Below are 21489 nucleotides of genomic sequence, written 5' to 3'. Positions count from 1 at the left end.
CATGGGGGCAATCATGAGCAAACCATATCTGGTCATTGCAGCAGGCGGCACGGGCGGACACATGTTCCCGGCGCAAGCTTTGGCAGAGGTGATGCTGCGGCGCGGTTGGAGGGTCAAACTGTCCACCGATGCGCGCGGCGCGCGCTATACCGGCGGGTTTCCTCATTCCACCGAGATTGAACAAGTGACCAGCGCGACGTTCGCGCGCGGCGGGATTTTCGCCAAGGCGCTGGTGCCGGTGCGTGTGGCATGTGGCGTTTTGTCGATGGCCCTGCGCATGCTGCGCGACAAACCGGATGTGGTTGTGGGATTTGGCGGCTACCCGTCGATCCCTGCGCTGGGCGCGGCTTGGTTGTTGCGACGCCCGAGGATGATCCACGAACAGAACGGCGTTCTGGGGCGCGTGAATGCGCTATTTGCAAAGCGGGTCGATCAGGTCGCCTGCGGGACGTGGCCAACAACCTTGCCGGACGGGGTTGAGGCCGTGCACGTGGGCAACCCGGTCCGGTTGGCGATCAAGGAGCGTGCCGGGGCGGCTTATATCGCTCCGGGCGACTATCCGATGTCGATCCTTGTCATTGGCGGGTCGCAGGGCGCGCGGATCTTGTCTGATGTCGTGCCCCCGGCGATTGCGGCGCTGCCGCTGGAGACGTTGAAGCACCTGCGCGTGAGCCATCAGGCGCGCGATGAGGATGGCGACCGGGTGGCGGCCTATTACGCGGAAAACGGCGTCAACGCCGAGGTGCAATCGTTCTTCAACGATGTCCCGAACCGGATGACCGAAGCACAGCTTGTGATTTCGCGCTCCGGGGCGTCGAGCGTTGCCGACATTTCGGTCATTGGTCGCCCGTCGATCCTTGTGCCCTATGCCGCCGCGACAGCAGACCACCAGACCGCGAACGCGCAAGGTCTGGTGGATGCCGGTGCCGCGATCCGAATTCCGGAAAGCCAGCTGACTGTCGACAGCCTGAGCGAACAAATTTCGGCTGTGCTGACGCACCCTGACGCTGCCCTGAAGATGACGCAGGCTGCCATTCACTATTCGAAACCCGACGCCGCCGAGGACCTTGCGGCGATGGTCGAAACGCTTGCCGGGATGGACCGGCCCGACCCAGAAGGAACAGACGCATGAACGCCGCCACCAAACTGCCCGTCGATATCGGCGCCATCCATTTCGTCGGGATCGGTGGGATTGGCATGTCCGGCATCGCGGAAGTGTTGGTGAACCTTGGATATACCGTGCAGGGGTCGGACCTGAAGGCCACGAAAATCACCAACCGGCTGGCAAAGCTGGGCGCGCGCATTTTCGAAGGGCAACGTGCCGAGAACCTGGATGGGGCCGAGGTGGTTGTCGTCTCTACGGCGATCAAACCCGGCAACCCCGAACTGGACGAGGCTCGCTTGCGGGGCCTGCCCGTTGTGCGCCGCGCCGATATGCTGGCCGAACTGATGCGGCTCAAGTCGAACATCGCGATCGCGGGAACGCATGGGAAAACCACCACCACCACGATGATGGCGGAATTGATGGTGGCGGGTGGGTTTGATCCAACAGTGATCAATGGCGGGATCATCCACGCTTACGGGTCCAATGCCCGGATGGGGCAGGGCGAATGGATGGTGGTCGAGGCGGATGAAAGCGACGGGTCGTTCAACCGGCTTCCGGCGACCATTGGCGTTGTCACCAATATCGACCCCGAACACATGGAGCATTGGGGCGACTTCGACCGCTTGCGGCAGGGGTTTCAGGATTTTGTATCGAACATCCCGTTTTATGGGCTGGCGGTGTGCTGCACCGACCATGAAGAGGTACAAAGGCTTGTTGGCAAGGTCACGGACCGGCGCGTGGTCACCTATGGGTTCAACGCGCAGGCTGATGTGCGGGCGGTAAACCTGACCTATCAGAAAGGGATCGCGCATTTTGATGTGGCCTTGCAGGCCGAAGACGATGTGATCGAAGGCTGCACCTTGCCGATGCCGGGGGATCACAACGTGTCCAACGCGCTGTCCGCCGTTGCGGTGGCTCGGCATCTGGGAATGAAAAAGGCCGAAATCCGCGAGGCGCTTGCGGCCTTCGGCGGGGTGAACCGGCGGTTCACCAAGGTGGGGGAATGGAACGGGGTCACCATCATTGATGATTACGGCCACCACCCGGTCGAGATTGCCGCTGTGCTCAAGGCCGCGCGGCAGGCGTCCGAGGGTCGGGTGATCGCGGTTCATCAGCCGCACCGGTATTCGCGGCTGTCCAATCTGTTCGAAGACTTCTGTGCCTGCTTTAACGAGGCCGACGTCGTCGCGATTGCGGATGTCTTCGCTGCGGGCGAAGACCCCATCGAGGGCGCATCGCGGGACGATCTTGTTGCTGGATTGATCCGGCACGGCCACCGCCACGCGCGCGCAATTCTGAACGAGGACGATCTGGAACGGCTTGTCCGTGAACAGGCCCGCGACGGAGATATGGTTGTGTGCCTTGGGGCCGGGACCATTTCGGCCTGGGCCAACGGTCTGCCAGAGCGGTTGGGCGGTTAAGCCCGCCCATCGCGCGGCGCGCTTTCTTTACTGTAAATTTCCCCATCTTGACGCACCGCAAAGACGGTTGCGCGGATTTCGGCTTTGATCCGAAGCTGAGGCGTCTGCGAGGGGCATATGGCGGAAGAACTGAAGCGGCGTATCGGGTTGCCCTTGCTGACGGCCTATGGGGTCGGCGTCATGGTGGGCGCAGGCATCTACGTGCTGATCGGGGCGGTCGCTGCCGAAGCGGGTGTCTGGGCCCCGCTGTCGTTCTTTGTCGCCGGATGCATCGCGGCGCCAACGGCGTTGAGCTATGCCGAATTCTCGTCTCGTTTCCCGGATTCTGCGGGTGAGGCGCGCTACGTGGCCCATGGGTATGGCAGCGAGGCATTGGGGGCGTTGGTAGGTCTTGCGATTGTCGTGGCGGGCACGGTGTCAGCCGCCGCGGTTTTGCGGGGCGGCGTCGGATATCTGGCCGCGATTGTCCCTGTATCGCCAAGCATATTGATCGTCCTGCTTGGAGGCGTCTTGGTTGCCGTTGCTGTGCTGGGCGCGCTGGAGAGTCTGAGCGTTGCGGCGGTGTTCACGGCCATTGAACTGATCGGTCTCGCGCTGGTGGTCTGGGCTGGATTTTCTGTCCCGGCCTTGCCGGTTCTAGATGCTGCGCCACCGCCGGTCTGGGGTGGGGTCATGGCCGGGGCCGTGTTGGCCTTTTTCGCCTTTATCGGCTTCGAAGACATCGTGAACATGGCGGAAGAGGTGAAAAATCCGACGCGCACGTTGCCGATTGCAATTGTCTCTGCCCTGCTGGTCACAAGCGTGATTTATGCGGTGGTTGCCTTTGCCGCGATCCGGGGCGTGGCGGTTGACGCGCTGTCGCAGTCCGAGCAACCGCTTGCGTTGGTCTGGCAGACGGCGCGGGGCACAGAAGGCGCATTTCTGTCCGTGATCGCGGTGTTCGCGGCGTTGAACGGCGTGCTCGCGCAAAACGTGATGGCCGCGCGCGTGCTGTTTGGCCTCGGCCGACGGACACCACTTTTGGCGGGCTTTCACCACGCGCATCACCGCTTTGGCACACCGGTGCGGGCGACATTGCTTGTCGGTGCCTGTGTTATTGTCGGCGCGTTGCTGTTGCCGGTGGCAACCCTGGCCGAGGTCACGTCGACGGTGCTCCTCGGCGTGTTTGTTCTGGTCAATGGTGCGCTGATCTTTGCGAAACGACGCGGATTTGAGAAACAGGGATTTTCGGTTCCGATGGGCGTTCCGGTGCTTGGACTGGTCTTGAGCGCTGCTGCCCTGGTCGTTGGATTTGTCGCAGGATAATCATCCGCGCGCCCAGAATTGGCCAGATTGCGACGGTTAATCTCTGCTCCAGATCGAGCAACGCATTTGGAGACAGGTCAGCGTGGTGTTGTGGCTTTGCATTCTTTGGGTATTCGCGTCGACGGTCGTCGCGATGCTGCCTATGCGGTGGCAATACGTGCCCGGCGTGGCGTTGTTGCTGGCCGCGCCGGTGCTGATCGGGCTGATTGGCCAGGCGGTGGGCATCTGGCCTGCGCTTGCCGGGCTTGCGGCCTTTGTGTCGATGTATCGCAATCCGTTGAAATATTTCTGGAAAAAACTGACCGGACAACAGGTGGAGCTTCCGCAATGACGATGTCCATGAGTGCCGCGTGCTGCTGGATCATCCTTGCCGCAATCCTTGCGGCGTTGCCGTCCAATGACAATCACTGGCGGCGGGCGTATTTCCTGATGGCGTTGGGTGCGCCATTGCTGGTCTGGGTCTACGTCGAAAACGGTATTCTGGCCGGGCTTCTGATCACGGCAGCGGCGACCAGCGTGTTTCGATGGCCCCTGCGTTACCTGCTGGCGTGGGTGCTGCGACAGGTCTCGCGGCGCGCGGAATGAGGCTTTACGCACCGCGTTTGTCGAGGCACAACGCGCGGCATGACACAGCTACCAGACGTTCGGGGCACTCTGATCCCCAATAAACCCCTGTCAGACCTTACATGGTTGCGCGTAGGCGGGCCTGCGGACTGGCTGTTTCAGCCTGCTGATGCTGAGGATCTGAGCAGTTTTCTGCGCGATTTGCCTGTCGATATCGCGGTGTTTCCGATGGGTGTGGGATCGAATTTGATCGTGCGCGATGGCGGGTTGCGGGCGGTGGTGATCCGCATGGGGCGGGGCTTTAACGGCATTTCCGTTGAAGGCACGCGGGTGACCGCAGGGGCGGCGGCGCTGGATGCGCATGTTGCGCGCAAGGCGGCGGACGCGGGTGTTGATCTGACGTTCCTGCGGACCATCCCCGGCGCCATTGGGGGCGCGGTGTGCATGAATGCGGGATGCTACGGGTCTTACGTCGCCGATCATTTGATCAGCGTGCGCGTGGTTCTGCGCACTGGTGACATCGTGACCCTCGACGCGGCAGAGTTGCATCTGGCGTACCGTTCCAGCGCCTTGCCCGAGGGGGCGGTGGTGGTTGAGGCGCTATTTGAGGGCATTTTGGACGATCCCGAAACCCTGCATGCGCGGATGGCCGCGCAGTTGAAAAAGCGCGACGAGACGCAACCCACCAAGGATCGCACGGCGGGCAGCACGTTCCGAAACCCAGCCGGGTTTTCGTCGACCGGCAAAGCCGATGACGTGCATGACTTCAAGGCGTGGAAGGTGATTGACGACGCCGGGATGCGCGGGGCGACGCGGGGCGGGGCGCAGATGTCGCCCATGCATTCGAACTTTCTGGTCAATACCGGCGGGGCCACGGCGGCGGACCTCGAAGGATTGGGCGAAGAAGTGCGAAAAAAGGTTTTCTTGCACTCTGGAATAGAGTTACAATGGGAAATCAAACGTGTCGGGGATCCAGCGTGATATCCGACGCCGTCTGACGAAGGACAAACCTTCGCGGATTGAGGCGGTGCAGCGAGCAGGTTGCACAAAATCATAAGGGCCAAAGGCCCAGGCAGAAACGGGGGCACGCCCCTGATTTGAGGCGGTTTTGGGTATGTCGAGCAGGACAAGCCCGAAAGTGGCAGTATTGATGGGTGGCCTCTCGGCTGAGCGCGAGGTGTCCCTGTCATCGGGGCGCGAATGCGCCGCCGCTTTACGGGGTGAAGGGTATGAGGTTCACGAGGTCGATGCCGGCCGTGATCTTGCAGATGTCCTGACAGCGCTTTCTCCGGATGTGTGTTTCAACGCGCTCCACGGTCGGTGGGGTGAGGACGGGTGCGTGCAGGGCATGCTGGAATGGATGGGGTTGCCCTATACCCATTCGGGTGTGCTGTCCTCGGCCCTGGCGATGGACAAGGAGTTGTCCAAGGACGTGTATCGCCGCCATGGGTTGCCCGTTGTGGACAGCGTTCTGGCGGCCAAGAAAGACGTGTCCCGCGCCCATGTGATGGCGCCGCCCTACGTGGTGAAGCCGAACAATGAAGGGTCTTCAGTGGGCGTCTATCTGGTGCACGAGGCCGCCAATGCACCACCTGTGCTGTCGGACGACATGCCGGACACCGTGATGGTCGAAGCGTTCGCGCCGGGGCGGGAATTGACGACGACTGTGCTGGGTGACCGGGCTTTGTGCGTCACCGATATCCTGACCGACGGCTGGTACGATTACGACGCGAAATACAAAACGGGCGGGTCGCGCCACGTGGTGCCGGCCGAGATCCCGGCCGAGATCACCGAAGCCTGCCTGGGCTACGCGGTCCGGGCACATCGGGCGTTGGGGTGTCGCGGGGTGACGCGCACGGATTTCCGCTGGGACGAGGCGCGTGGCCTTGAGGGGCTGATCCTGCTCGAAACCAATACGCAACCGGGCATGACGCCCACATCGCTGACGCCCGAGCAGGCCGCTTATGTGGGCATGAGTTTTGGCGCGCTGTGCCGCTGGATGATCGAGGACGCGTCATGTCACAGATGAGCGTCCGCCCCGATCCCGCGCCATCGCGCCTGAAGTACCGGATGGAGCGGCTCATGCTGACGCCGCTGTTCCGGCTGCTGCTGCGCTTCGGGTTGCCCTTCTTTCTGACCTTCAGCCTGGCGACCTGGTGGCTGTCGGTGGAGGGCAATCGCCAGCTGATCGTCGACACCTACACGGAATTGCGGTCCGACGTGGAAAGCCGCCCGGAATTCATGGTCAACATGATGGCTGTGGACGGGGCCAGCGATCTGGTTGCGGAAGGTGTGCGGGAATTGCTGCCGGTCGATTTCCCGGTCAGTTCTTTCGATCTTGATCTCGAAGCCATGCGCGAAACGGTCGCGTCTCTGGACCCGGTGAAATCTGCGCGGCTTTACGTGCGGCAGGGCAATGTGCTTCAGGTTGATATCGTGGAACGGGTGCCGGTGGTGCTGTGGCGCAATGACCGGGGGTTGCAGCTTCTGGATGACGAAGGTGTGCTTGTGGGTCCGGCGTTTCTGCGGGCCGATTGGCCGGAATTGCCGTTGATCGTGGGCGACGGTGCGAATGTACGCGTCGAAGAAGCGCTGGATTTGATGCACGCGGCAGCACCCTTGGCAGACCGGTTGCGCGGATTTGTGCGGATGGGCGAACGGCGGTGGGACGTGGTGCTGGACCGGGATCAGCGGATCATGCTGCCCGAGACCGGCGCTATCGAGGCTTTGGAGCGCGTGATCGCGATGGATCAGGCGGTCGACATGCTGGAGCGGGATATCGTGGGCATTGATCTGCGACTGCCCGCCCGACCGACACTTAGAATGACAGACGGAGCGGTGCGCGAGTTGCTGCGCATCCGTGCGATTGAGGCAGGGGAACCAGTAGAATGATCGAGCTATACGAGTCTCAACGGGCCATGCGGAACATCCGGCGGGTGGCGATGCAGCGGGGTGTGATTGCGATCCTCGATATCGGCAGCTCCAAGATTGCCTGTCTGGTGTTGCGGTTCGATGGCACGGATCGCGGGTTGGAAAGCGATTCCATCGGGTCTCTGGCCGGACAGTCCGGGTTCCGAGTCATCGGGGCAGCGACCACGCGATCGCGCGGCGTCCGCTTTGGCGAGATCGATTCGATGGGCGAAACCGAACGTGCGATCCGCACGGCGGTTCAGGCGGCCCAGAAAATGGCGCAGATCCGGGTGGATCACGTCATCGCCTGTTTCGCCGGGGCCGATCCGCGCAGCTATGGATTGGCCGGGAAAGTCGAGGTGGCAGGGACCACGGTGGACGAACAGGATGTGGCCCGCGTGTTGTCAGCCTGTGACGTGCCGGATTTCGGACACGGGCGCGAAGTGCTTCATGCGCAGCCAGTCAACTTTGCACTGGACCACCGCAGCGGGTTGATTGATCCGCGCGGACAGATCGGCCAGGAACTGGCAACCGATATGCACATGCTGACGGTGGATGCGCTGGCGGTTCAGAACCTTGCGCATTGCATGAAGCGGTGTGATCTGGAGCTCGCAGGCGTTGCGAGTTCGGCCTACGTGTCCGGCGTTTCGGCGCTAGTGGAAGACGAACAAGAGCTTGGTGCGGCCTGTGTGGATATGGGCGGTGGATCAACGGGCCTGTCTATCTTTATGAAAAAGCACATGATTTATGCCGATGCGGTGCGCATGGGTGGGGATCATGTGACCAGCGACATTTCCATGGGGCTTCAGGTTCCGATGGCCGTGGCCGAACGGATCAAGACGTTTCATGGCGGGGTTGTCGCGACCGGAATGGATGACCGCGACATGATCGAAATCGGTGGCGATACCGGCGATTGGCATCATGACCGACGCTCGGTCAGCCGCGCGGAGCTGATCGGCATCATGCGCCCCCGTGTCGAAGAGATCTTGGAAGAGGTGCGCGCGCGGTTGGATGCGGCCGGGTTCGAACACCTTCCCAGCCAGCAAATTGTCCTCACAGGCGGGGCCAGCCAGATCCCCGGACTGGATGGCCTTGCGACGAAAATTCTGGGCCAGCAGGTGAGGTTAGGCCGTCCGATGCGGGTGCATGGCCTGCCGCAGGCTGCAACCGGACCGGGATTCGCAAGTGCGGTTGGTTTGTGCCTGTTTGCGGCCCATCCACAGGACGAATGGTGGGACTTTGAAATCCCCGTAGACCGCTATCCCGCGCGTTCCCTCAAGCGGGCGGTCAAATGGTTCCGTGATAACTGGTGATCGCAAGATGTTGACGTTTCGACAAAATCCCGTTTCGTCCCTTTTGGGAATGAGCAGATTTTGTGCCGAAACTGTGGATAACAAAGGTTTTTACGTGACCTTCGGGCGGTTGCCCGGTATTAATTACGCAATAGGTGCAGAAAAAGCTCTGAATTGAGCGCTAGTAGCAGGCGGACAGACACATGACATTGAACCTTTCGGTGCCCGGACAGGAAGAATTGAAACCTCGCATCACCGTATTCGGTGTCGGTGGTGCTGGTGGGAACGCGGTCAACAACATGATCGACAAGGCGCTGGAAGGCGTCGACTTTGTGGTTGCAAACACCGATGCGCAGGCCCTTCAGCAAAGCCAGTCGCAAAGCCGCATTCAGCTTGGTGTGAAAGTCACCGAAGGTCTGGGTGCCGGAGCGCGCGCGACAGTGGGTGCCGCTGCGGCCGAAGAAAGCATTGAACAGATCGTGGATCACCTGGCGGGCGCACATATGTGCTTTATTACCGCTGGTATGGGCGGCGGCACCGGGACGGGGGCCGCGCCGATCATCGCGCAGGCGGCACGGGAACTGGGTGTTCTGACCGTTGGTGTTGTGACCAAGCCATTCCAGTTCGAAGGCGGCAAGCGGATGAAGCAGGCCGAAGACGGTGTCGAGGCGCTGCAGAAGGTGGTCGATACGCTGATCATCATCCCGAACCAGAACCTGTTCCGTCTGGCCAACGAAAAGACAACCTTCACCGAAGCGTTCTCGATGGCGGACGATGTTCTTTACCAGGGCGTAAAGGGTGTCACCGATCTGATGGTGCGTCCCGGTCTGATCAACCTCGACTTTGCGGACGTGCGCGCCGTGATGGACGAGATGGGCAAAGCCATGATGGGCACCGGCGAGGCCGAGGGCGAAGATCGCGCGGTTCAGGCGGCAGAGAAAGCCATCGCGAACCCGCTGCTGGACGAAATCAGCTTGCGCGGCGCGAAGGGCGTTCTGATCAATATCACAGGTGGTCACGACCTCACGCTGTTCGAACTCGACGAAGCGGCGAACCGCATTCGCGAAGAGGTCGACTCGGATGCCAACATCATCGTGGGCTCCACATTGGACGACGGCATGGCGGGCATGATGCGGGTGAGCGTTGTTGCAACCGGCATCGACGCCTCCGAGGTGCACACAGATATCCCGGTCCCGCGCCGGTCGCTGGCAACACCACTGACGCAGGTCACGCAGGTGGAAGAAGATGCGCGCTCCGAGCGCGATGAGCCGATGCCAGAGCCTGTTGCGGCGCGCGTTGCAGAAGCTGCAGAAGAGCCATCGCTGTTTGGGTCCATGAACGCAGAGCGTGCAGCGGCCGAAGAGCAGATGGAAACCATCTTCGACACTCAGGACGCTCAGGCCGACGACGCTATGGATGACGACGGATTGCCCGCACCAGCCTACCGGCCGCAGGTTGCCGAGTTCAGCCCGAGCGAAGACAGCATAGAAGCGGACCCCGAGCAGTTCGTTGCGCCACGCGCACCGGCACCCGGCACACCAAGCGCCGAGGCTTTGGCCCGGTTGCAGGCCGCCGCATCGCGCGCGCGTCCCTCTGCACATTCGGCCCCGGCCGAGGCAGAGCCAGCCGATGCGGAACGCCCGCGTTTCGGGATCAATTCGCTGATCAATCGCATGACCGGGCACGGTCAGGAAACACCGGTTCGCCGGACAGCCCAGCCCCCGGTTCAGAGCGGTGCAGCCGCTCCGGCGGCGGAACCTGAGGCGGATGCGGATCAGGAACGGATCGAAATACCGGCCTTCCTTCGCAGACAAGCCAACTAAAAACGCGACAATCCGCGTACAGGACGCCTCCGGTTTTCGGGGGCGTTTTTGTTTTTGTTCAAGGGCTTAAACGTAATGGCGAGATTCCGCCGATCCTGAGAAGCGCCGTGTTTCAGCCCGTTACAATCTTTGATTTGAGGCCAAACCGGTCCGTTTGTATTACCGTCCTCGAAGTGCGCTACTGGGGGGTGCGCACGTTATCGCTTGAGGTCAGCTTGCAAACAACGGTTCAATCATTTGTTCGGTTCGAAGGAACCGGTTTGCACACGGGCCTTCCCGTGTCGATGGTTGTTTGTCCGGCACCCGCGGACCACGGCATTGTGTTTCAGCGCACCGATATCCGCCTTGGCAACGCGCGCATTCCGGCGCTGTTTGACCATGCAGAGCAATCCCCGCTGTGTACATTGATCGTGAATGATGCCGGTGTGTCGGTGTCGACAATCGAACACATCATGGCGGCGCTTGCCGGATGTGGCGTGCACAACGCGCTGATCAAGATCGACGGACCCGAGGTGCCGGTGCTTGACGGCAGCGCGGCCCCGTTTGTACGCAAGATCATGGCAACGGGCGTGAAACCATTGTCTGCACCGATCCGTGTGATCGAGGTTCTGAACACCGTTGAAGTCCATACTGCCCAAGGCTGGGCGCGTCTTGGTCCGGGCACAGGTCTGACCATGGATTTCCATATCGACTTTGCAGACAAGGCGATTGGCAAACAAAGCAAGTCTTTGAACCTCGCCAATGGAACCTTTGTGCGCGAATTGTGCGACAGCCGCACGTTCTGCCGCGCGTCCGATGTCGAAGCGATGCGCGCTGCGGGCAAGGCCCTTGGCGGGACGATGGACAATGCGGTCGTGGTGGATGGCGACACGGTACTGAGCCCCGGTGGGTTGCGCCATGCCGACGAAGCTGTGCGGCACAAGATGCTGGACGCTTTGGGTGATTTGGCATTGGCGGGCGCTCCTATTCTTGGCCATTACGAAGGTCACAAGGCCGGGCATACGCTGACCAACATGTTGTTGCGGGAACTCTTCGCAACCAAGGATGGCTACCGGATTGTCGAATCCGATGCATCTCTTGCGGCGCGTTTGCCGGGTGCGGGCGTTGAGGCACACGAAATTCCCGCCGTTGCCTGAGCAGTTGCGCCACGCATTCCAAGCTCTCAAACTATTGCACTCCAAAGGCGTTTTGCCTTGGGATTTTCTGTGCTAGGACCAAATGCAGACAAGTGGCACATATAGCCACGGCGGTTTTACGAAGGTGACGGGCATGGCAGCGGGCAGATACGCAAGAGCTGTGATCGGAGCGGGGCTCTTGGCGGTGACGTTGAGTGCTTGCAGCAATGGAGAACGTCCGGGCTTTGGGCCGGGTGGCGTACCGATTGAGAATTTCACTGCCGAACAGATCTTTGAACGCGCCGAATTCGAACTGGATCGCAGCGATCCCGAGGATGCCGCGTTTTACTTTTCCGAGGTCGAACGCCTGTATCCCTATTCGGAATGGGCGAAACGTGCGGTGATCATGCAGGCCTATGCGCATCACCAGAACAAAGACTACGAAAACAGCCGCAGCGCGGCGCAGCGGTATATTGATTTTTACCCCACTGACGAAGACGCGGCCTATGCCCAGTACCTGTTGGCGCTGAGCTACTATGACCAGATCGAAGAGGTGGGGCGCGATCAGGGGCTGACCTTCCAGGCGCTGCAAGCCTTGCGCACGGTGATTGAACGGTACCCAGAGAGTGAATATGCGCGGTCTTCGGTGCTCAAGTTCGATCTGGCCTTTGACCACCTTGCTGCGAAAGAGATGGAAATCGGGCGCTACTATTTGCGCCGCGACCATTATCCAGCGGCGATCAACCGGTTCCGTGTTGTGGTTGAGGATTTCCAGACGACAACCCATACCGCAGAGGCGCTGCACCGTTTGGTTGAGGCGTATCTGTCGCTTGGTCTGACCGACGAGGCGCAGACAGCGGGGGCGATTCTGGGCTTTAACTACCAGTCGACCGATTGGTACGAAGACAGCTTCAAGCTTTTGACCGGGCGGGGCCTTGAGCTGAAGGCGACCGGCGACAACTGGTTGCGTCAGGTCTATCGCCAGATGGTCAAGGGCGAATGGCTTTGATCGGAGAGTGGTGCGGGTGATCCCGCACCCGACGGCACAGAATGCTGCGCGCGCTTGAAATCAGAGACATGTTGATCATTGACCGGCTGGAGCTTGAGTTCCAGCCGGGTCTGAACGTGCTGACCGGTGAAACCGGCGCGGGCAAGTCGATCCTTCTGGACAGCCTTGGCTTTGTGCTGGGATGGCGCGGTCGGGCGGAGCTTGTCCGCAGCGGTGCGTCGCAGGGCGAAGTGACGGCGGTGTTTGATCTGCCGCAGGCGCATCCGGCACGGGGCGTTCTGACGGATGCCGGGTTTGAAGACAGCAATGAACTGATCCTGCGGCGGGTGAACACGGCGGACGGACGCAAAACCGGTTGGGTCAATGACCGCCGGGTCAGCGGCGAAATGTTGCGGTCGCTGTCGGACACGCTGGTTGAATTGCACGGCCAGCACGATGATCGCGGTCTTCTGAACCCCAAGGGACACCGCGCGTTGCTGGATGAGTTTGCGGGTCACGATGATCTTTTGTCAAAGGTCAAGTCAAGCTGGATCGCGATGGCGTCTGCGCGCAAGGCCTTGGCTGCGGCTGAAACGGCGTATGAGGCGGCACAGGCGGAAGAGGATTTCCTGCGCCATTCGGTTGAGGAACTGGACAAGCTGGCTCCTGAAGCGGGCGAGGATGCGGACCTGGATGCGAAGCGGCGCATGATGCAGGCCGCAGAACGGATTCGGGACGATATCTCGCGCGCGGCGCAGGTCATGGGGCAGGATGGGGCAGAAGGGTCCTTGTCGGATGCGTTGCGGTGGCTTGAAGGGGTCAGCGACGCTGCCGAGGGCCGTTTGGATGACCCGCTGGCGGCCCTGGCACGGGCGATGGCCGAATTGGACGACGCGGCGCGGGGTGTGTCGGAATGTTTGAATGCGCTGGATTTCGATCCCTATGAGCTTGAGTCCACAGAGGAACGCTTGTTCGCGCTGCGGGCTTTGGCGCGCAAACACAACGTGGCCGCCGATGAATTGGCGGGTCTTGCCGAAACGCTGCGGACACGATTGGCGGCATTGGATCAGGGGGCAGACCGCATGGTTGCGCTTCGGTCTGAGCTGTCATACGCCGAAGCGACTTATGCCGAAGCGGCAGAGGTCTTGCGCAAGAGCCGCGTTGCGGCAGCAGCGCGGCTGGATGCGGCGGTCTGTGCTGAACTCGCCCCGCTCAAGATGGAGCGTGCGGTGTTTGTCACGGATATCTCGGACGGCACACCCGGCCCCGACGGCGCGGAAGCGGTGGCATTCACAGTGGCGACCAATCCGGGCGCACCTGCCGGGCCGATTGGCAAGATCGCATCCGGCGGGGAACTGAGCCGGTTCTTGCTGGCATTGAAGGTTTGCCTGTCAGAACAGCGCGACGCGGGGCTGACCATGATCTTTGACGAGATTGATCGCGGGGTTGGGGGCGCGACGGCCGATGCGGTCGGGCGGCGTTTGGCGGCCTTGGCGGATGGCGGGCAGGTTCTGGTGGTCACGCATTCGCCGCAGGTGGCGGCTTTGGGGGCGTATCACTGGCGGGTCGAAAAGCGTGTGTCGGAGGCGCAGACCACGTCAACCGTTGTGCCGCTGGATGCGCCAGCCCGAGAGGGCGAAATCGCCCGGATGCTGTCGGGCGATACGGTCACAGAAGAGGCCCGCGCGGCGGCGCGGGCGCTCTTGACCGGTTAGAGCTTCATCAATCCTACGCCAGCCAGAGCAAGCGTGATGCCGCTGAATACCGTTCGAATGATGTTGTACATCTGCCAGTCACCCGAATACGCGGTCCAGATATCCTGCGCAGCGGTCACATCCGTTGGCACAACGATGCCGGCGAGGGCTTCATTCATCGGGACATTTATCGACATGGTCAGCACGATACCGCCCACAGCATAGATCAGTCCCCCCAAACCAAACGCCAGCGCGGCGCTGCCCGTGTTCACGCGCCATGCGAAGATCGCTGCAATCGCCATGAAGACCGGCGTTCCGAAGAACGCAGGTGCAAAGACAGCGTTGCGGACCGAGGCGTTCATCGCTTGCATCGCTTCAATGGCGACACGCGGATCGGCGGCGTCCAGTCCCCACATCGTTGAACAGATCCACGCATAGAAAAACCCGAAGATCGCACCGCTGGAGATAAGCGCACACAGCGCTGCAAAACGCGCTGCAAACTGCGTTGCGTGTTCGAAACTGCGGGGTGGGGCCTCGTAGGCCGAGGGCAGGGACATCATTTTCAAACTCCTGTCAATATCCGTAATTAAGTGTACGCCTTTACATATCCGTACATTTGATTACGGATAGCTGTCAAGCCTCAAACGGAGAATGAGTTTTGCGAGACACGGCACGGACGGCACGCAAGGCGGAAATCGAAGCAGCGGCGTATCGCGTGCTGGCGGACAAGGGCTTTCAGAACATGTCGATGCTGGCCGTTGCGAAAGCAGCCAAGGCGTCGAATGAAACGTTGTACCGGTGGTATGGGGACAAAACCGGTTTGTTTGAGGCGCTGATCATTTCAAATGCAGAGCGCGTTGCGGTCGAATTGCAAACCTATCTGGATGGGGCTGCAACGCCGCGCGCGGCGCTCTCGAACCTTGGTCCTTTGCTGCTTGAGATGCTGTTGAGCGACCGTGCCATTGCCCTGAACCGCGCCGCCTGCGCCGATGCGACCGGTGCGCTGGGACAGGTGCTGGCGCAAGAAGGGCGCGGGAGGGTGTTTCCGTTGATCGTGCAGCTTTTCGAACTCTTGCAGGCCCACGGTGTTGTCAGGGGAACGCCAAATGAAAACGCCCGTCTGTATGTCGATCTGCTTCTGGGGGACCTGCAAATCCGGCGCGCGACCGGTGCGCTTGAAATGTTGACCAAGGATGCTGTGACGCAACGCGCGAAACAGGCCGAAGCCCGGTTTCTCGCGTTGGTAGGGGGTGTTGACACTGACGGTCACAAGCTTTGATCGCCAAAGGGTTGGAGCCAGACACCGCTTCGGCTAAGCGTTGAAAAACACAGAGTTCGTGGCGTCGCTGCGCCTGTCGAAAGGACCGCCCGGCATGCCGTCGCTGCTGAAAGCGCAATTGCAGGAAATGAAGAAACAGTGCGGGCGCGGCTGGGATTTGCTGCGGCACAAGGGGCCGTCGCAGTTTCAGTTCTGGTTGATCGCGTTGTTGATCGGGATCGCGGCGGGACTTGCAGCGACGGGATTCCGTCTGGCGATTACGTTCCTGCAAACCACGTCTTACGGCACACCCAGCGTGACCGAGATCCACAGCTATGCCGCCACGTTGCCGTGGTGGATGCTGTTGGTGATCCCAACGCTTGGGGGGCTGACGGTTGGTGTGATCCTGCATTATTTCACGCCGGACGGGCGGGTGCGGTCGGTGTCGGATGTGATTGAGGGCGCCGCGCTGAACGATGGTCGCGTGGAAAAGAGGGCCGGGATTGCCTCTGCGGTGTGTTCGTGGATCACCTTGTCCACGGGAGGCAGTTCGGGGCGCGAAGGGCCGGTTGTTCATATCGCCGCGATGATGTCATCGTGGGTGTCGAACGTGATCCGCGCGGATGGGATCACCGGGCGCGATCTGCTGGGATGCGCCGTGGCGGCGGCGGTGTCGGCCAGCTTCAACGCGCCCATCGCCGGGGCCTTGTTTGCGCTTGAGGTGGTGCTGCGGCACTTTGCGGTGCATGCCTTTGCGCCCATCGTGGTGGCCAGTGCAGCCGGGACAGTGATCAACCGGCTGATTTTCGGAGACGTGACCGAGTTTACCCTGCCGGGCACAACAACGGTGGAATTCTATCTGGAACTGCCTGCATTTTTCCTCCTTGGCCTTGTCTGTGGATTGGTGGCGGTTGCCATGATGCGCGCCGTGTTCCTTGCCGATGATCTGGGGTCGCGGGTGCAACACCGGCTTGATCTGCCGCATCTGCTGCGCCCGGCGGTGGCGGGTGTGATGCTGGGCGCCTTGGCGATCTGGTTCCCGCATATTATCGGCGTCGGGTATGAAACGACGTCGCGCGCGCTGACCGGCGCGCTGCTGTGGCACGAGGCGATTGTGTTTGCGATGCTCAAGGTTGTGGCTGTGGCAATCACGCTGGGCGGGCGCATGGGTGGCGGGGTGTTTTCGCCCTCGCTGATGCTGGGCGCGTTGACCGGGCTGGCCTTTGGCCTGATTGCGACAGGATTGTTTCCGGAGAATTCGGGGGCATCGACGCTTTACGCATTGGCAGGCATGGGCGCTGTGGCGGCCGCTGTGCTGGGTGCGCCGATATCCACGACGCTGATCGTGTTTGAACTCACAGGTGACTGGCAAACCGGGCTTGCGGTGATGGTGTCGGTGTCGATGTCGACAGCGGTGTCGGCGCGACTGGTGGATCGGTCGTTCTTTCTGACGCAACTGGAACGGCGGAACGTCCATCTTGCCGCCGGACCGCAGGCGTATCTGTTGGCGATGTTCCGGGTGCAGGGGGTGATGCGCAAGCCAACCGATGCCCATGCCGCAGACGAGGCAGCGTGCCTCACGATGATTGAACAGGGACTATACGTGCAAGCGCAGGCAACGCTGGAAACCGCTTTGCCGTTGTTTGACAAATCCGGGGTCGCGTTCCTGCCGGTTGTTCGGCTGGAAGGCCCCGACGACACTCCGGTGCTGCAAGGGGCGTTGTTCCATGTGGATGCGCTCAAGGCCTATAACCGCGCGCTGGCAGCCACCGCTGAGGAAGAACACAGCTAAGGAACAACGCCGCGACGCTACACCTGTTCGACGGCGACCCCATCCTGCAGAGCAAAGGCAAGGTGGCCCTTGATCTCTGACACGTCGTCCTTGGGGGACTCGTAACTCCAGACGGCGTTCTCGTAGGTCGAACTTTTGGAGACGATATCGTAGTAGCTGGCTGTGCCCTTGTGGGGGCATTCCGAGCTGTGATCCGAAGTGTCGAGGAACGCCATCGCCACATCCCCGCGCGGAAAGTAGATGACGCCGGGACGGTCGCCTTCGGTCAGTTCAAGGGCGTTCTTGCTTTCTGCAATCACGGCACCGCCAGCGCGCACGACCCATGTGCCGTCGGCTGGTCTGATTGTTATGTGTTTATGCATAGTTCCACCCCCTATTTCTGTGCGATGTAGCGGAGTTACAGAGCAATTGTAAGCGGTTGTGATCAGATCGGGGCACAGGCGCTTTCCAGCCAGCGGTGCACGGCACCGTCAACCAGCGGACCGATCTGGTCCAGAACCTGCGCGTGATAGGCGTTGAGCCAGGTCCGTTCGTCCTGCGTCAGAAGCGCAACGTCGACCAGACGCGTGTCGATCGGGGCAAAGGTGATCGTCTCAAACCGCAGCATTTCGGGAACCGATTGGGTGTCGAGCCGGGGGGCTTCTTCGACCACGATCAGGTTTTCAATCCGGATGCCGAACGCGCCTTCTTTGTAGAAGCCGGGTTCATTGGACAGGATCATACCCGGCATGAACGGCACGGTGCCCGCGCGCGCCAGCCGCTGTGGGCCTTCATGTACGCTCAGATACGAACCGACGCCGTGCCCTGTGCCATGGGCGTAGTCCATGCCATGCGCCCACAACGCAACCCGCGCCAGCGCGTCCAGATCACGGCCGGCAAGGCCCACGGGCCAGCGCAGGCACGAAATGGCGATCATGCCCTTCAACACAAGCGTGAAAGCGCGGCGTTCCTCGTCACCCACGGTTCCAATGGCAATGGTGCGGGTGATGTCGGTCGTGCCGTCGACATACTGCCCGCCGCTATCGACCAACAGCAGCCCGTCCTCGACCGTGCGGTTTGTCTTTTCCGTCACACGGTAATGGACGATTGCGCCATTCGGCCCTGCGCCCGAGATCGTGTCGAAGCTGATGTCCCGCAGCGCATTTGTTGCGGTGCGCTCGGCTTCCAGTTTGGTCACAACGTCAATTTCGCTGAATGTGCCCGGGGTTTGCGTGTCAAGCCAGTGCAGGAACCGCGCCATGGCTGCCCCGTCGCGCAGATGTGCTTCGCGCGCGCCCTGCAACTCTGCGGCTGTTTTGCAGGCTTTCGGCAACGCGCACGGGTCTTGCGCTTCCTTGATCTCAAGCCCCGCCGCAGAAAGCGTGTCCGCAACGATCACGGGGCAACTGGCGGGGTCGATCTGCACTGTGCCTTCAAGCTGAACCAGCGCGGGGAGAAAATCTGCAATCGGCTGCAGGGTCACTGAGGACCCAAAGTGATCCCCCAGCCCTTCGCATTTCTTAGGATCCGCAAACAATGTAACCGACCCCGTGGCATGCAGGATTGCAAACCCGTGCATGAACGGCGTGCGCGGCACATCTTCGCCGCGGATGTTGAGCAGCCAGCAGATGCTGTCAGGCAGTGTCAGAACAGAGTGCTGCGCTTTGCCCAAGTCGTTCGCCAGACGCGCGATCTTGCGATCATGGGCCTCGCCGGTCAGTTCAACAGGTTGCACAAAGGCCGGCGCGCGTGGCGGCGCGGGTTGGGTTTGCCAGATCCGGTCCACCAGGTTGTCGACCCGCCGCAAGCTCACCGAGCCGGAGGTCTTTTCCAGCTCGCGCAACTGGCTGACGGTATGCAGCCATGGGTCGAACCCGACCACCCCCTCTGACGGCGCGTTGTCTGCGATCCATTCGCCCAGACCGGTTTCGGGCCAATGGACCGGGGTATAGACATCGGCCACCTGGGCCTGCACCTGCACGCGGTAGCGCCCGTCGACGAACACGCCGGCCTTGTCACGCAGCGCCACGCAAAACCCGGCCGATCCGGTAAATCCTGTCAGCCAGGACAGACGTTCGTCCCTTGGGGCCACGTATTCCCCCTGATGCGCATCGGCGCGGGGGATGATGAACCCGTCAAGACCTTCGTCTGTCAGAACAGCCCGCAATGCGGCCAGCCGGGCCGGGCCCTGGGCGGGAGAGGAGGTTTCCGAAAAGCTTTGAAACATGGCGGTGGCCTTTTTCGTCATTCCTTTTGCCGGTCACAGCATCAGAGGTCGCACACCCACGGAACCGGTGTCTCAGACGGCGCGCTTGATCCCCATCAGACGCGCGCGGGCGCGGGGATCGCTGTCAAAGAGCGACGCAAGCTGTTCGGTCATGGCACCCGCAAGTTGTTCGACATCAGTGATGGTGACCGCGCGTTCGTAGTACCGGGTCACGTCATGGCCGATCCCGATGGCCAAAAGCTCGACCTGTTTGCGGCGTTCCACCATGGCGATCACATCGCGCAGATGCTTCTCAAGGTAATTGGCCGGGTTCACCGACAATGTGCTGTCATCTACGGGCGCACCGTCCGAAATCACCATAAGGATCTTGCGCGCCTCGGGACGGTGGATCATCCGCTTATGCGCCCATTCAAGCGCTTCGCCGTCGATGTTTTCCTTGAGCAGACCTTCTTTCATCATCAACCCAAGATTGGGCCGCGTGCGCCGCCACGGGGCGTCGGCCCCTTTGTAGATGATGTGGCGCAGGTCGTTCAGGCGTCCGGGTTGCTGTTCGCGGCCTTCGTTCAGCCATTTCTCACGCGCCTGTCCACCTTTCCAAGCACGGGTGGTGAAGCCAAGGATTTCCACCTTGACCGAACACCGCTCCAGCGTGCGTGCCAGAACATCGGCACAGATGGCGGCAATCGAGATCGGGCGCCCGCGCATGGACCCGGAATTGTCCAGCAGCAGCGTCACAACCGTGTCGCGGAATTCGGTGTCTTTCTCGACCTTGAACGACAGCGGCGTCGTCGGGTTGGCGACGACGCGCGCCAGTCGCCCGGCATCCAGAATACCTTCCTCAAGATCAAACTCCCAGGATCGGTTCTGCTGCGCCTGTAGACGACGCTGAAGTTTGTTCGCCAATCGGCTCACAGCACCCTTCAAGGGCTCAAGCTGCTGATCAAGATAGGCGCGCAAGCGTTCCAACTCGACCGGCTCGGCCAAATCTTCGGCGAGGATTTCCTCGTCATGGGTGGCGTCGAACACCTTGTAGTCCGGATCGGCCTCAGAGACCGGGGCAGGGGGCGGCGGTTCAAGCGGCGCTTCGCCCTCGGGCATTTCTGTTTCTTCGCCCATCTCCTGATCGGCCATCTCGTCCATCGAGACCTGTGCCTGCGACGGATCCTGTGTGTCTTCCTGGCTCGATTCGGGGCTGGCTTCGGCATCCTGATCCTGATCGTCATCCTGACCGGTGCTGTCAGGTTCCTGTTCGTCGTCAGCCCCGTCCTCGGCCTGATCCTCGGCCTCGTCATCCAGTTCGTCCGGATCATCGCCAAGCTGATCGCCATAACCCAGATCGGTGATCACAGCGCGGGTGAAGCGGGCAAAGGCGGCCTGATCGTCCAGTACGTCTTGAACGTTTTCAAGCGTTCCACCCGCTTGGTTTTCGATAAAGCCGCGCCACAGCTCCATCACGTTCTGTGCGCCGTCAGGAAGGTCGCGTCCGGTGGCCAGATGCCGGACCAGATATCCGGCAGCCGCCGATAGCGGCGCTTCGGAGGCCTCCTTGATGGTGTCATACCCCCGCCGCAGCGCGTCGTGGCCGATCTTGGCATCGATATTGCCAGCCGTGCCGGGCATATCCCGCGCGCCCATCGCCTCGCAACGGGCGGTCTCCATCGCTTCATACAGCTCTCGGGCCATGTCGCCCTGCGGCGCATAACGCGCATGTGTGCCTGCATCGTGGTAGCGACGGTTCATCGCCAGCGCGTCAGCGGTGCCGCGGGCCAGCATCACCTCGTCACGGGTCAGCCGTCGGCTGACCTGCGGCAGGCGCATGGCATCCCCCGACAGGCCGGATGGATCCACCGAATAGCTGACGCTGAGTTCAGGATCGTCCGCCAGAACCTTGGTCGCCTCGGCCAATGCCTTTTTGAACGGATCGGCGGGATTGTCTGTTGGCTTGTTCATAACGGGTATCGTTTCGCAAAGCAGGCAGCGCCACAAGACGCAAGTTCAGCCATCCCCAATGGATCG

At 61.4% G+C, this 21489-nt stretch carries 19 protein-coding genes; 15 read left to right on the top strand and 4 right to left on the bottom strand.

Annotation, left to right across the window (positions count from 1 at the left end; translation table 11 throughout):
- The first annotated feature begins 13 nt into the window (after positions 1 to 13).
- The 13 genes from MWU54_RS05045 (at position 14) to recN (ending at position 14238) form a co-directional block, all read left to right on the top strand.
- A complete protein-coding gene (locus tag MWU54_RS05045; RefSeq protein ID WP_247081235.1) occupies positions 14 to 1132 on the top strand; it encodes a UDP-N-acetylglucosamine--N-acetylmuramyl-(pentapeptide) pyrophosphoryl-undecaprenol N-acetylglucosamine transferase in 1119 nt (372 codons plus the stop codon).
- Positions 1129 to 2526 (top strand): UDP-N-acetylmuramate--L-alanine ligase, encoded by a 1398-nt coding sequence (gene murC, locus MWU54_RS05040; protein ID WP_247081234.1) that lies wholly within the window; start codon positions 1129 to 1131, stop codon positions 2524 to 2526. The genes MWU54_RS05045 and murC overlap by 4 nt, the downstream gene beginning before the upstream one ends.
- Positions 2527 to 2643: 117 nt before the next feature.
- Positions 2644 to 3831 (top strand): amino acid permease, encoded by a 1188-nt coding sequence (locus tag MWU54_RS05035; protein ID WP_247081233.1) that lies wholly within the window; start codon positions 2644 to 2646, stop codon positions 3829 to 3831.
- A gap of 82 nt (positions 3832 to 3913) precedes the next feature.
- Entirely contained in the window at positions 3914 to 4162 is a 249-nt protein-coding gene (locus MWU54_RS05030) for a DUF2484 family protein (RefSeq protein WP_247081232.1), read from the top strand.
- A complete protein-coding gene (locus tag MWU54_RS05025) occupies positions 4159 to 4416 on the top strand; it encodes a DUF2484 family protein (protein WP_247081231.1) in 258 nt (85 codons plus the stop codon). The genes MWU54_RS05030 and MWU54_RS05025 overlap by 4 nt, the downstream gene beginning before the upstream one ends.
- Before the next feature lie 39 nt (positions 4417 to 4455).
- On the top strand, positions 4456 to 5376 hold the full coding sequence (gene murB / locus MWU54_RS05020; RefSeq protein WP_247081230.1) for a UDP-N-acetylmuramate dehydrogenase: 921 nt from the start codon (positions 4456 to 4458) through the stop codon (positions 5374 to 5376).
- A gap of 127 nt (positions 5377 to 5503) precedes the next feature.
- Complete coding sequence (locus tag MWU54_RS05015; protein WP_247081229.1) at positions 5504 to 6424, top strand: D-alanine--D-alanine ligase; 921 nt, start codon at positions 5504 to 5506, stop codon at positions 6422 to 6424.
- On the top strand, positions 6412 to 7287 hold the full coding sequence (locus tag MWU54_RS05010) for a cell division protein FtsQ/DivIB (RefSeq protein ID WP_247081228.1): 876 nt from the start codon (positions 6412 to 6414) through the stop codon (positions 7285 to 7287). The genes MWU54_RS05015 and MWU54_RS05010 overlap by 13 nt, the downstream gene beginning before the upstream one ends.
- Complete coding sequence (ftsA, locus tag MWU54_RS05005; protein ID WP_247081227.1) at positions 7284 to 8618, top strand: cell division protein FtsA; 1335 nt, start codon at positions 7284 to 7286, stop codon at positions 8616 to 8618. The genes MWU54_RS05010 and ftsA overlap by 4 nt, the downstream gene beginning before the upstream one ends.
- Positions 8619 to 8800: 182 nt before the next feature.
- Positions 8801 to 10420, top strand: a complete 1620-nt coding sequence (ftsZ, locus tag MWU54_RS05000; protein WP_247081226.1) for a cell division protein FtsZ — start codon at positions 8801 to 8803, stop codon at positions 10418 to 10420.
- Between the two features lie 215 nt (positions 10421 to 10635).
- Positions 10636 to 11556 carry a UDP-3-O-acyl-N-acetylglucosamine deacetylase gene (lpxC, locus tag MWU54_RS04995; RefSeq protein ID WP_247081225.1) on the top strand — a complete coding sequence of 307 codons (921 nt, stop codon included), beginning with the start codon at positions 10636 to 10638 and terminating at the stop codon, positions 11554 to 11556.
- 133 nt (positions 11557 to 11689) lie between these two features.
- On the top strand, positions 11690 to 12544 hold the full coding sequence (locus tag MWU54_RS04990) for an outer membrane protein assembly factor BamD (RefSeq protein ID WP_247081224.1): 855 nt from the start codon (positions 11690 to 11692) through the stop codon (positions 12542 to 12544).
- Positions 12545 to 12585: 41 nt separating this feature from the next.
- Positions 12586 to 14238, top strand: coding sequence for a DNA repair protein RecN (recN, locus tag MWU54_RS04985; protein ID WP_247081223.1), 1653 nt, complete (start codon positions 12586 to 12588; stop codon positions 14236 to 14238).
- Here recN and MWU54_RS04980 read toward each other — a convergent pair.
- Positions 14235 to 14777, bottom strand: coding sequence for an anthrone oxygenase family protein (locus tag MWU54_RS04980; protein ID WP_247081222.1), 543 nt, complete (start codon positions 14775 to 14777; stop codon positions 14235 to 14237). The two genes, recN and MWU54_RS04980, sit on opposite strands and share 4 nt — an antisense overlap.
- A 98-nt stretch (positions 14778 to 14875) precedes the next feature.
- On the opposite strand from MWU54_RS04980, the gene MWU54_RS04975 reads away from it, so the two are divergent.
- Together MWU54_RS04975 and MWU54_RS04970 are read left to right on the top strand one after the other, a co-directional pair.
- Positions 14876 to 15496: a TetR/AcrR family transcriptional regulator gene (locus tag MWU54_RS04975; protein WP_247081220.1), complete on the top strand. Its 621-nt coding sequence runs from the start codon at positions 14876 to 14878 to the stop codon at positions 15494 to 15496.
- A gap of 127 nt (positions 15497 to 15623) precedes the next feature.
- On the top strand, positions 15624 to 17267 hold the full coding sequence (locus MWU54_RS04970) for a chloride channel protein (RefSeq protein ID WP_247082180.1): 1644 nt from the start codon (positions 15624 to 15626) through the stop codon (positions 17265 to 17267).
- Positions 17268 to 17284: 17 nt separating this feature from the next.
- Here the strand turns inward: MWU54_RS04970 and MWU54_RS04965 are convergent, their stop codons facing one another.
- From MWU54_RS04965 to cobT, 3 genes are all read right to left on the bottom strand, one after another.
- Positions 17285 to 17629 (bottom strand): DUF427 domain-containing protein, encoded by a 345-nt coding sequence (locus MWU54_RS04965; protein WP_247081218.1) that lies wholly within the window; start codon positions 17627 to 17629, stop codon positions 17285 to 17287.
- 62 nt (positions 17630 to 17691) lie between these two features.
- The gene (locus tag MWU54_RS04960; RefSeq protein ID WP_247082178.1) at positions 17692 to 19473 is read right to left on the bottom strand and encodes an aminopeptidase P family protein; all 1782 of its coding nucleotides are present in this window, start codon (positions 19471 to 19473) and stop codon (positions 17692 to 17694) included.
- Between the two features lie 72 nt (positions 19474 to 19545).
- Entirely contained in the window at positions 19546 to 21423 is a 1878-nt protein-coding gene (cobT, locus tag MWU54_RS04955) for a cobaltochelatase subunit CobT (RefSeq protein WP_247081216.1), read from the bottom strand.
- Positions 21424 to 21489 lie beyond the last annotated feature (66 nt).

Source organism: Marivita sp. S6314 (assembly GCF_023015985.1).
Taxonomy (GTDB): domain Bacteria; phylum Pseudomonadota; class Alphaproteobacteria; order Rhodobacterales; family Rhodobacteraceae; genus Marivita.
The sequence above is the reverse complement of the archived record's forward strand: the minus strand, read 5'-3'. Positions and strand labels throughout refer to the sequence as shown.

Bases quoted from the DNA above. Each gene is read 5' to 3' on its own strand.
- murB (WP_247081230.1), top strand. From the start codon at position 4,456: ATGACACAGCTACCAGACGTTCGGGGCACTCTGATCCCCAATAAACCC.
- cobT (WP_247081216.1), bottom strand. From the start codon at position 21,423: ATGAACAAGCCAACAGACAATCCCGCCGATCCGTTCAAAAAGGCATTG.
- MWU54_RS04960 (WP_247082178.1), bottom strand. From the start codon at position 19,473: ATGTTTCAAAGCTTTTCGGAAACCTCCTCTCCCGCCCAGGGCCCGGCC.
- MWU54_RS04970 (WP_247082180.1), top strand. From the start codon at position 15,624: ATGAAGAAACAGTGCGGGCGCGGCTGGGATTTGCTGCGGCACAAGGGG.
- MWU54_RS05025 (WP_247081231.1), top strand. From the start codon at position 4,159: ATGACGATGTCCATGAGTGCCGCGTGCTGCTGGATCATCCTTGCCGCA.
- MWU54_RS05045 (WP_247081235.1), top strand. From the start codon at position 14: ATGAGCAAACCATATCTGGTCATTGCAGCAGGCGGCACGGGCGGACAC.
- MWU54_RS04965 (WP_247081218.1), bottom strand. From the start codon at position 17,629: ATGCATAAACACATAACAATCAGACCAGCCGACGGCACATGGGTCGTG.
- MWU54_RS05035 (WP_247081233.1), top strand. From the start codon at position 2,644: ATGGCGGAAGAACTGAAGCGGCGTATCGGGTTGCCCTTGCTGACGGCC.
- MWU54_RS04980 (WP_247081222.1), bottom strand. From the start codon at position 14,777: ATGATGTCCCTGCCCTCGGCCTACGAGGCCCCACCCCGCAGTTTCGAA.
- MWU54_RS04990 (WP_247081224.1), top strand. From the start codon at position 11,690: ATGGCAGCGGGCAGATACGCAAGAGCTGTGATCGGAGCGGGGCTCTTG.
- ftsZ (WP_247081226.1), top strand. From the start codon at position 8,801: ATGACATTGAACCTTTCGGTGCCCGGACAGGAAGAATTGAAACCTCGC.
- MWU54_RS05010 (WP_247081228.1), top strand. From the start codon at position 6,412: ATGTCACAGATGAGCGTCCGCCCCGATCCCGCGCCATCGCGCCTGAAG.
- ftsA (WP_247081227.1), top strand. From the start codon at position 7,284: ATGATCGAGCTATACGAGTCTCAACGGGCCATGCGGAACATCCGGCGG.
- murC (WP_247081234.1), top strand. From the start codon at position 1,129: ATGAACGCCGCCACCAAACTGCCCGTCGATATCGGCGCCATCCATTTC.
- recN (WP_247081223.1), top strand. From the start codon at position 12,586: ATGCTGCGCGCGCTTGAAATCAGAGACATGTTGATCATTGACCGGCTG.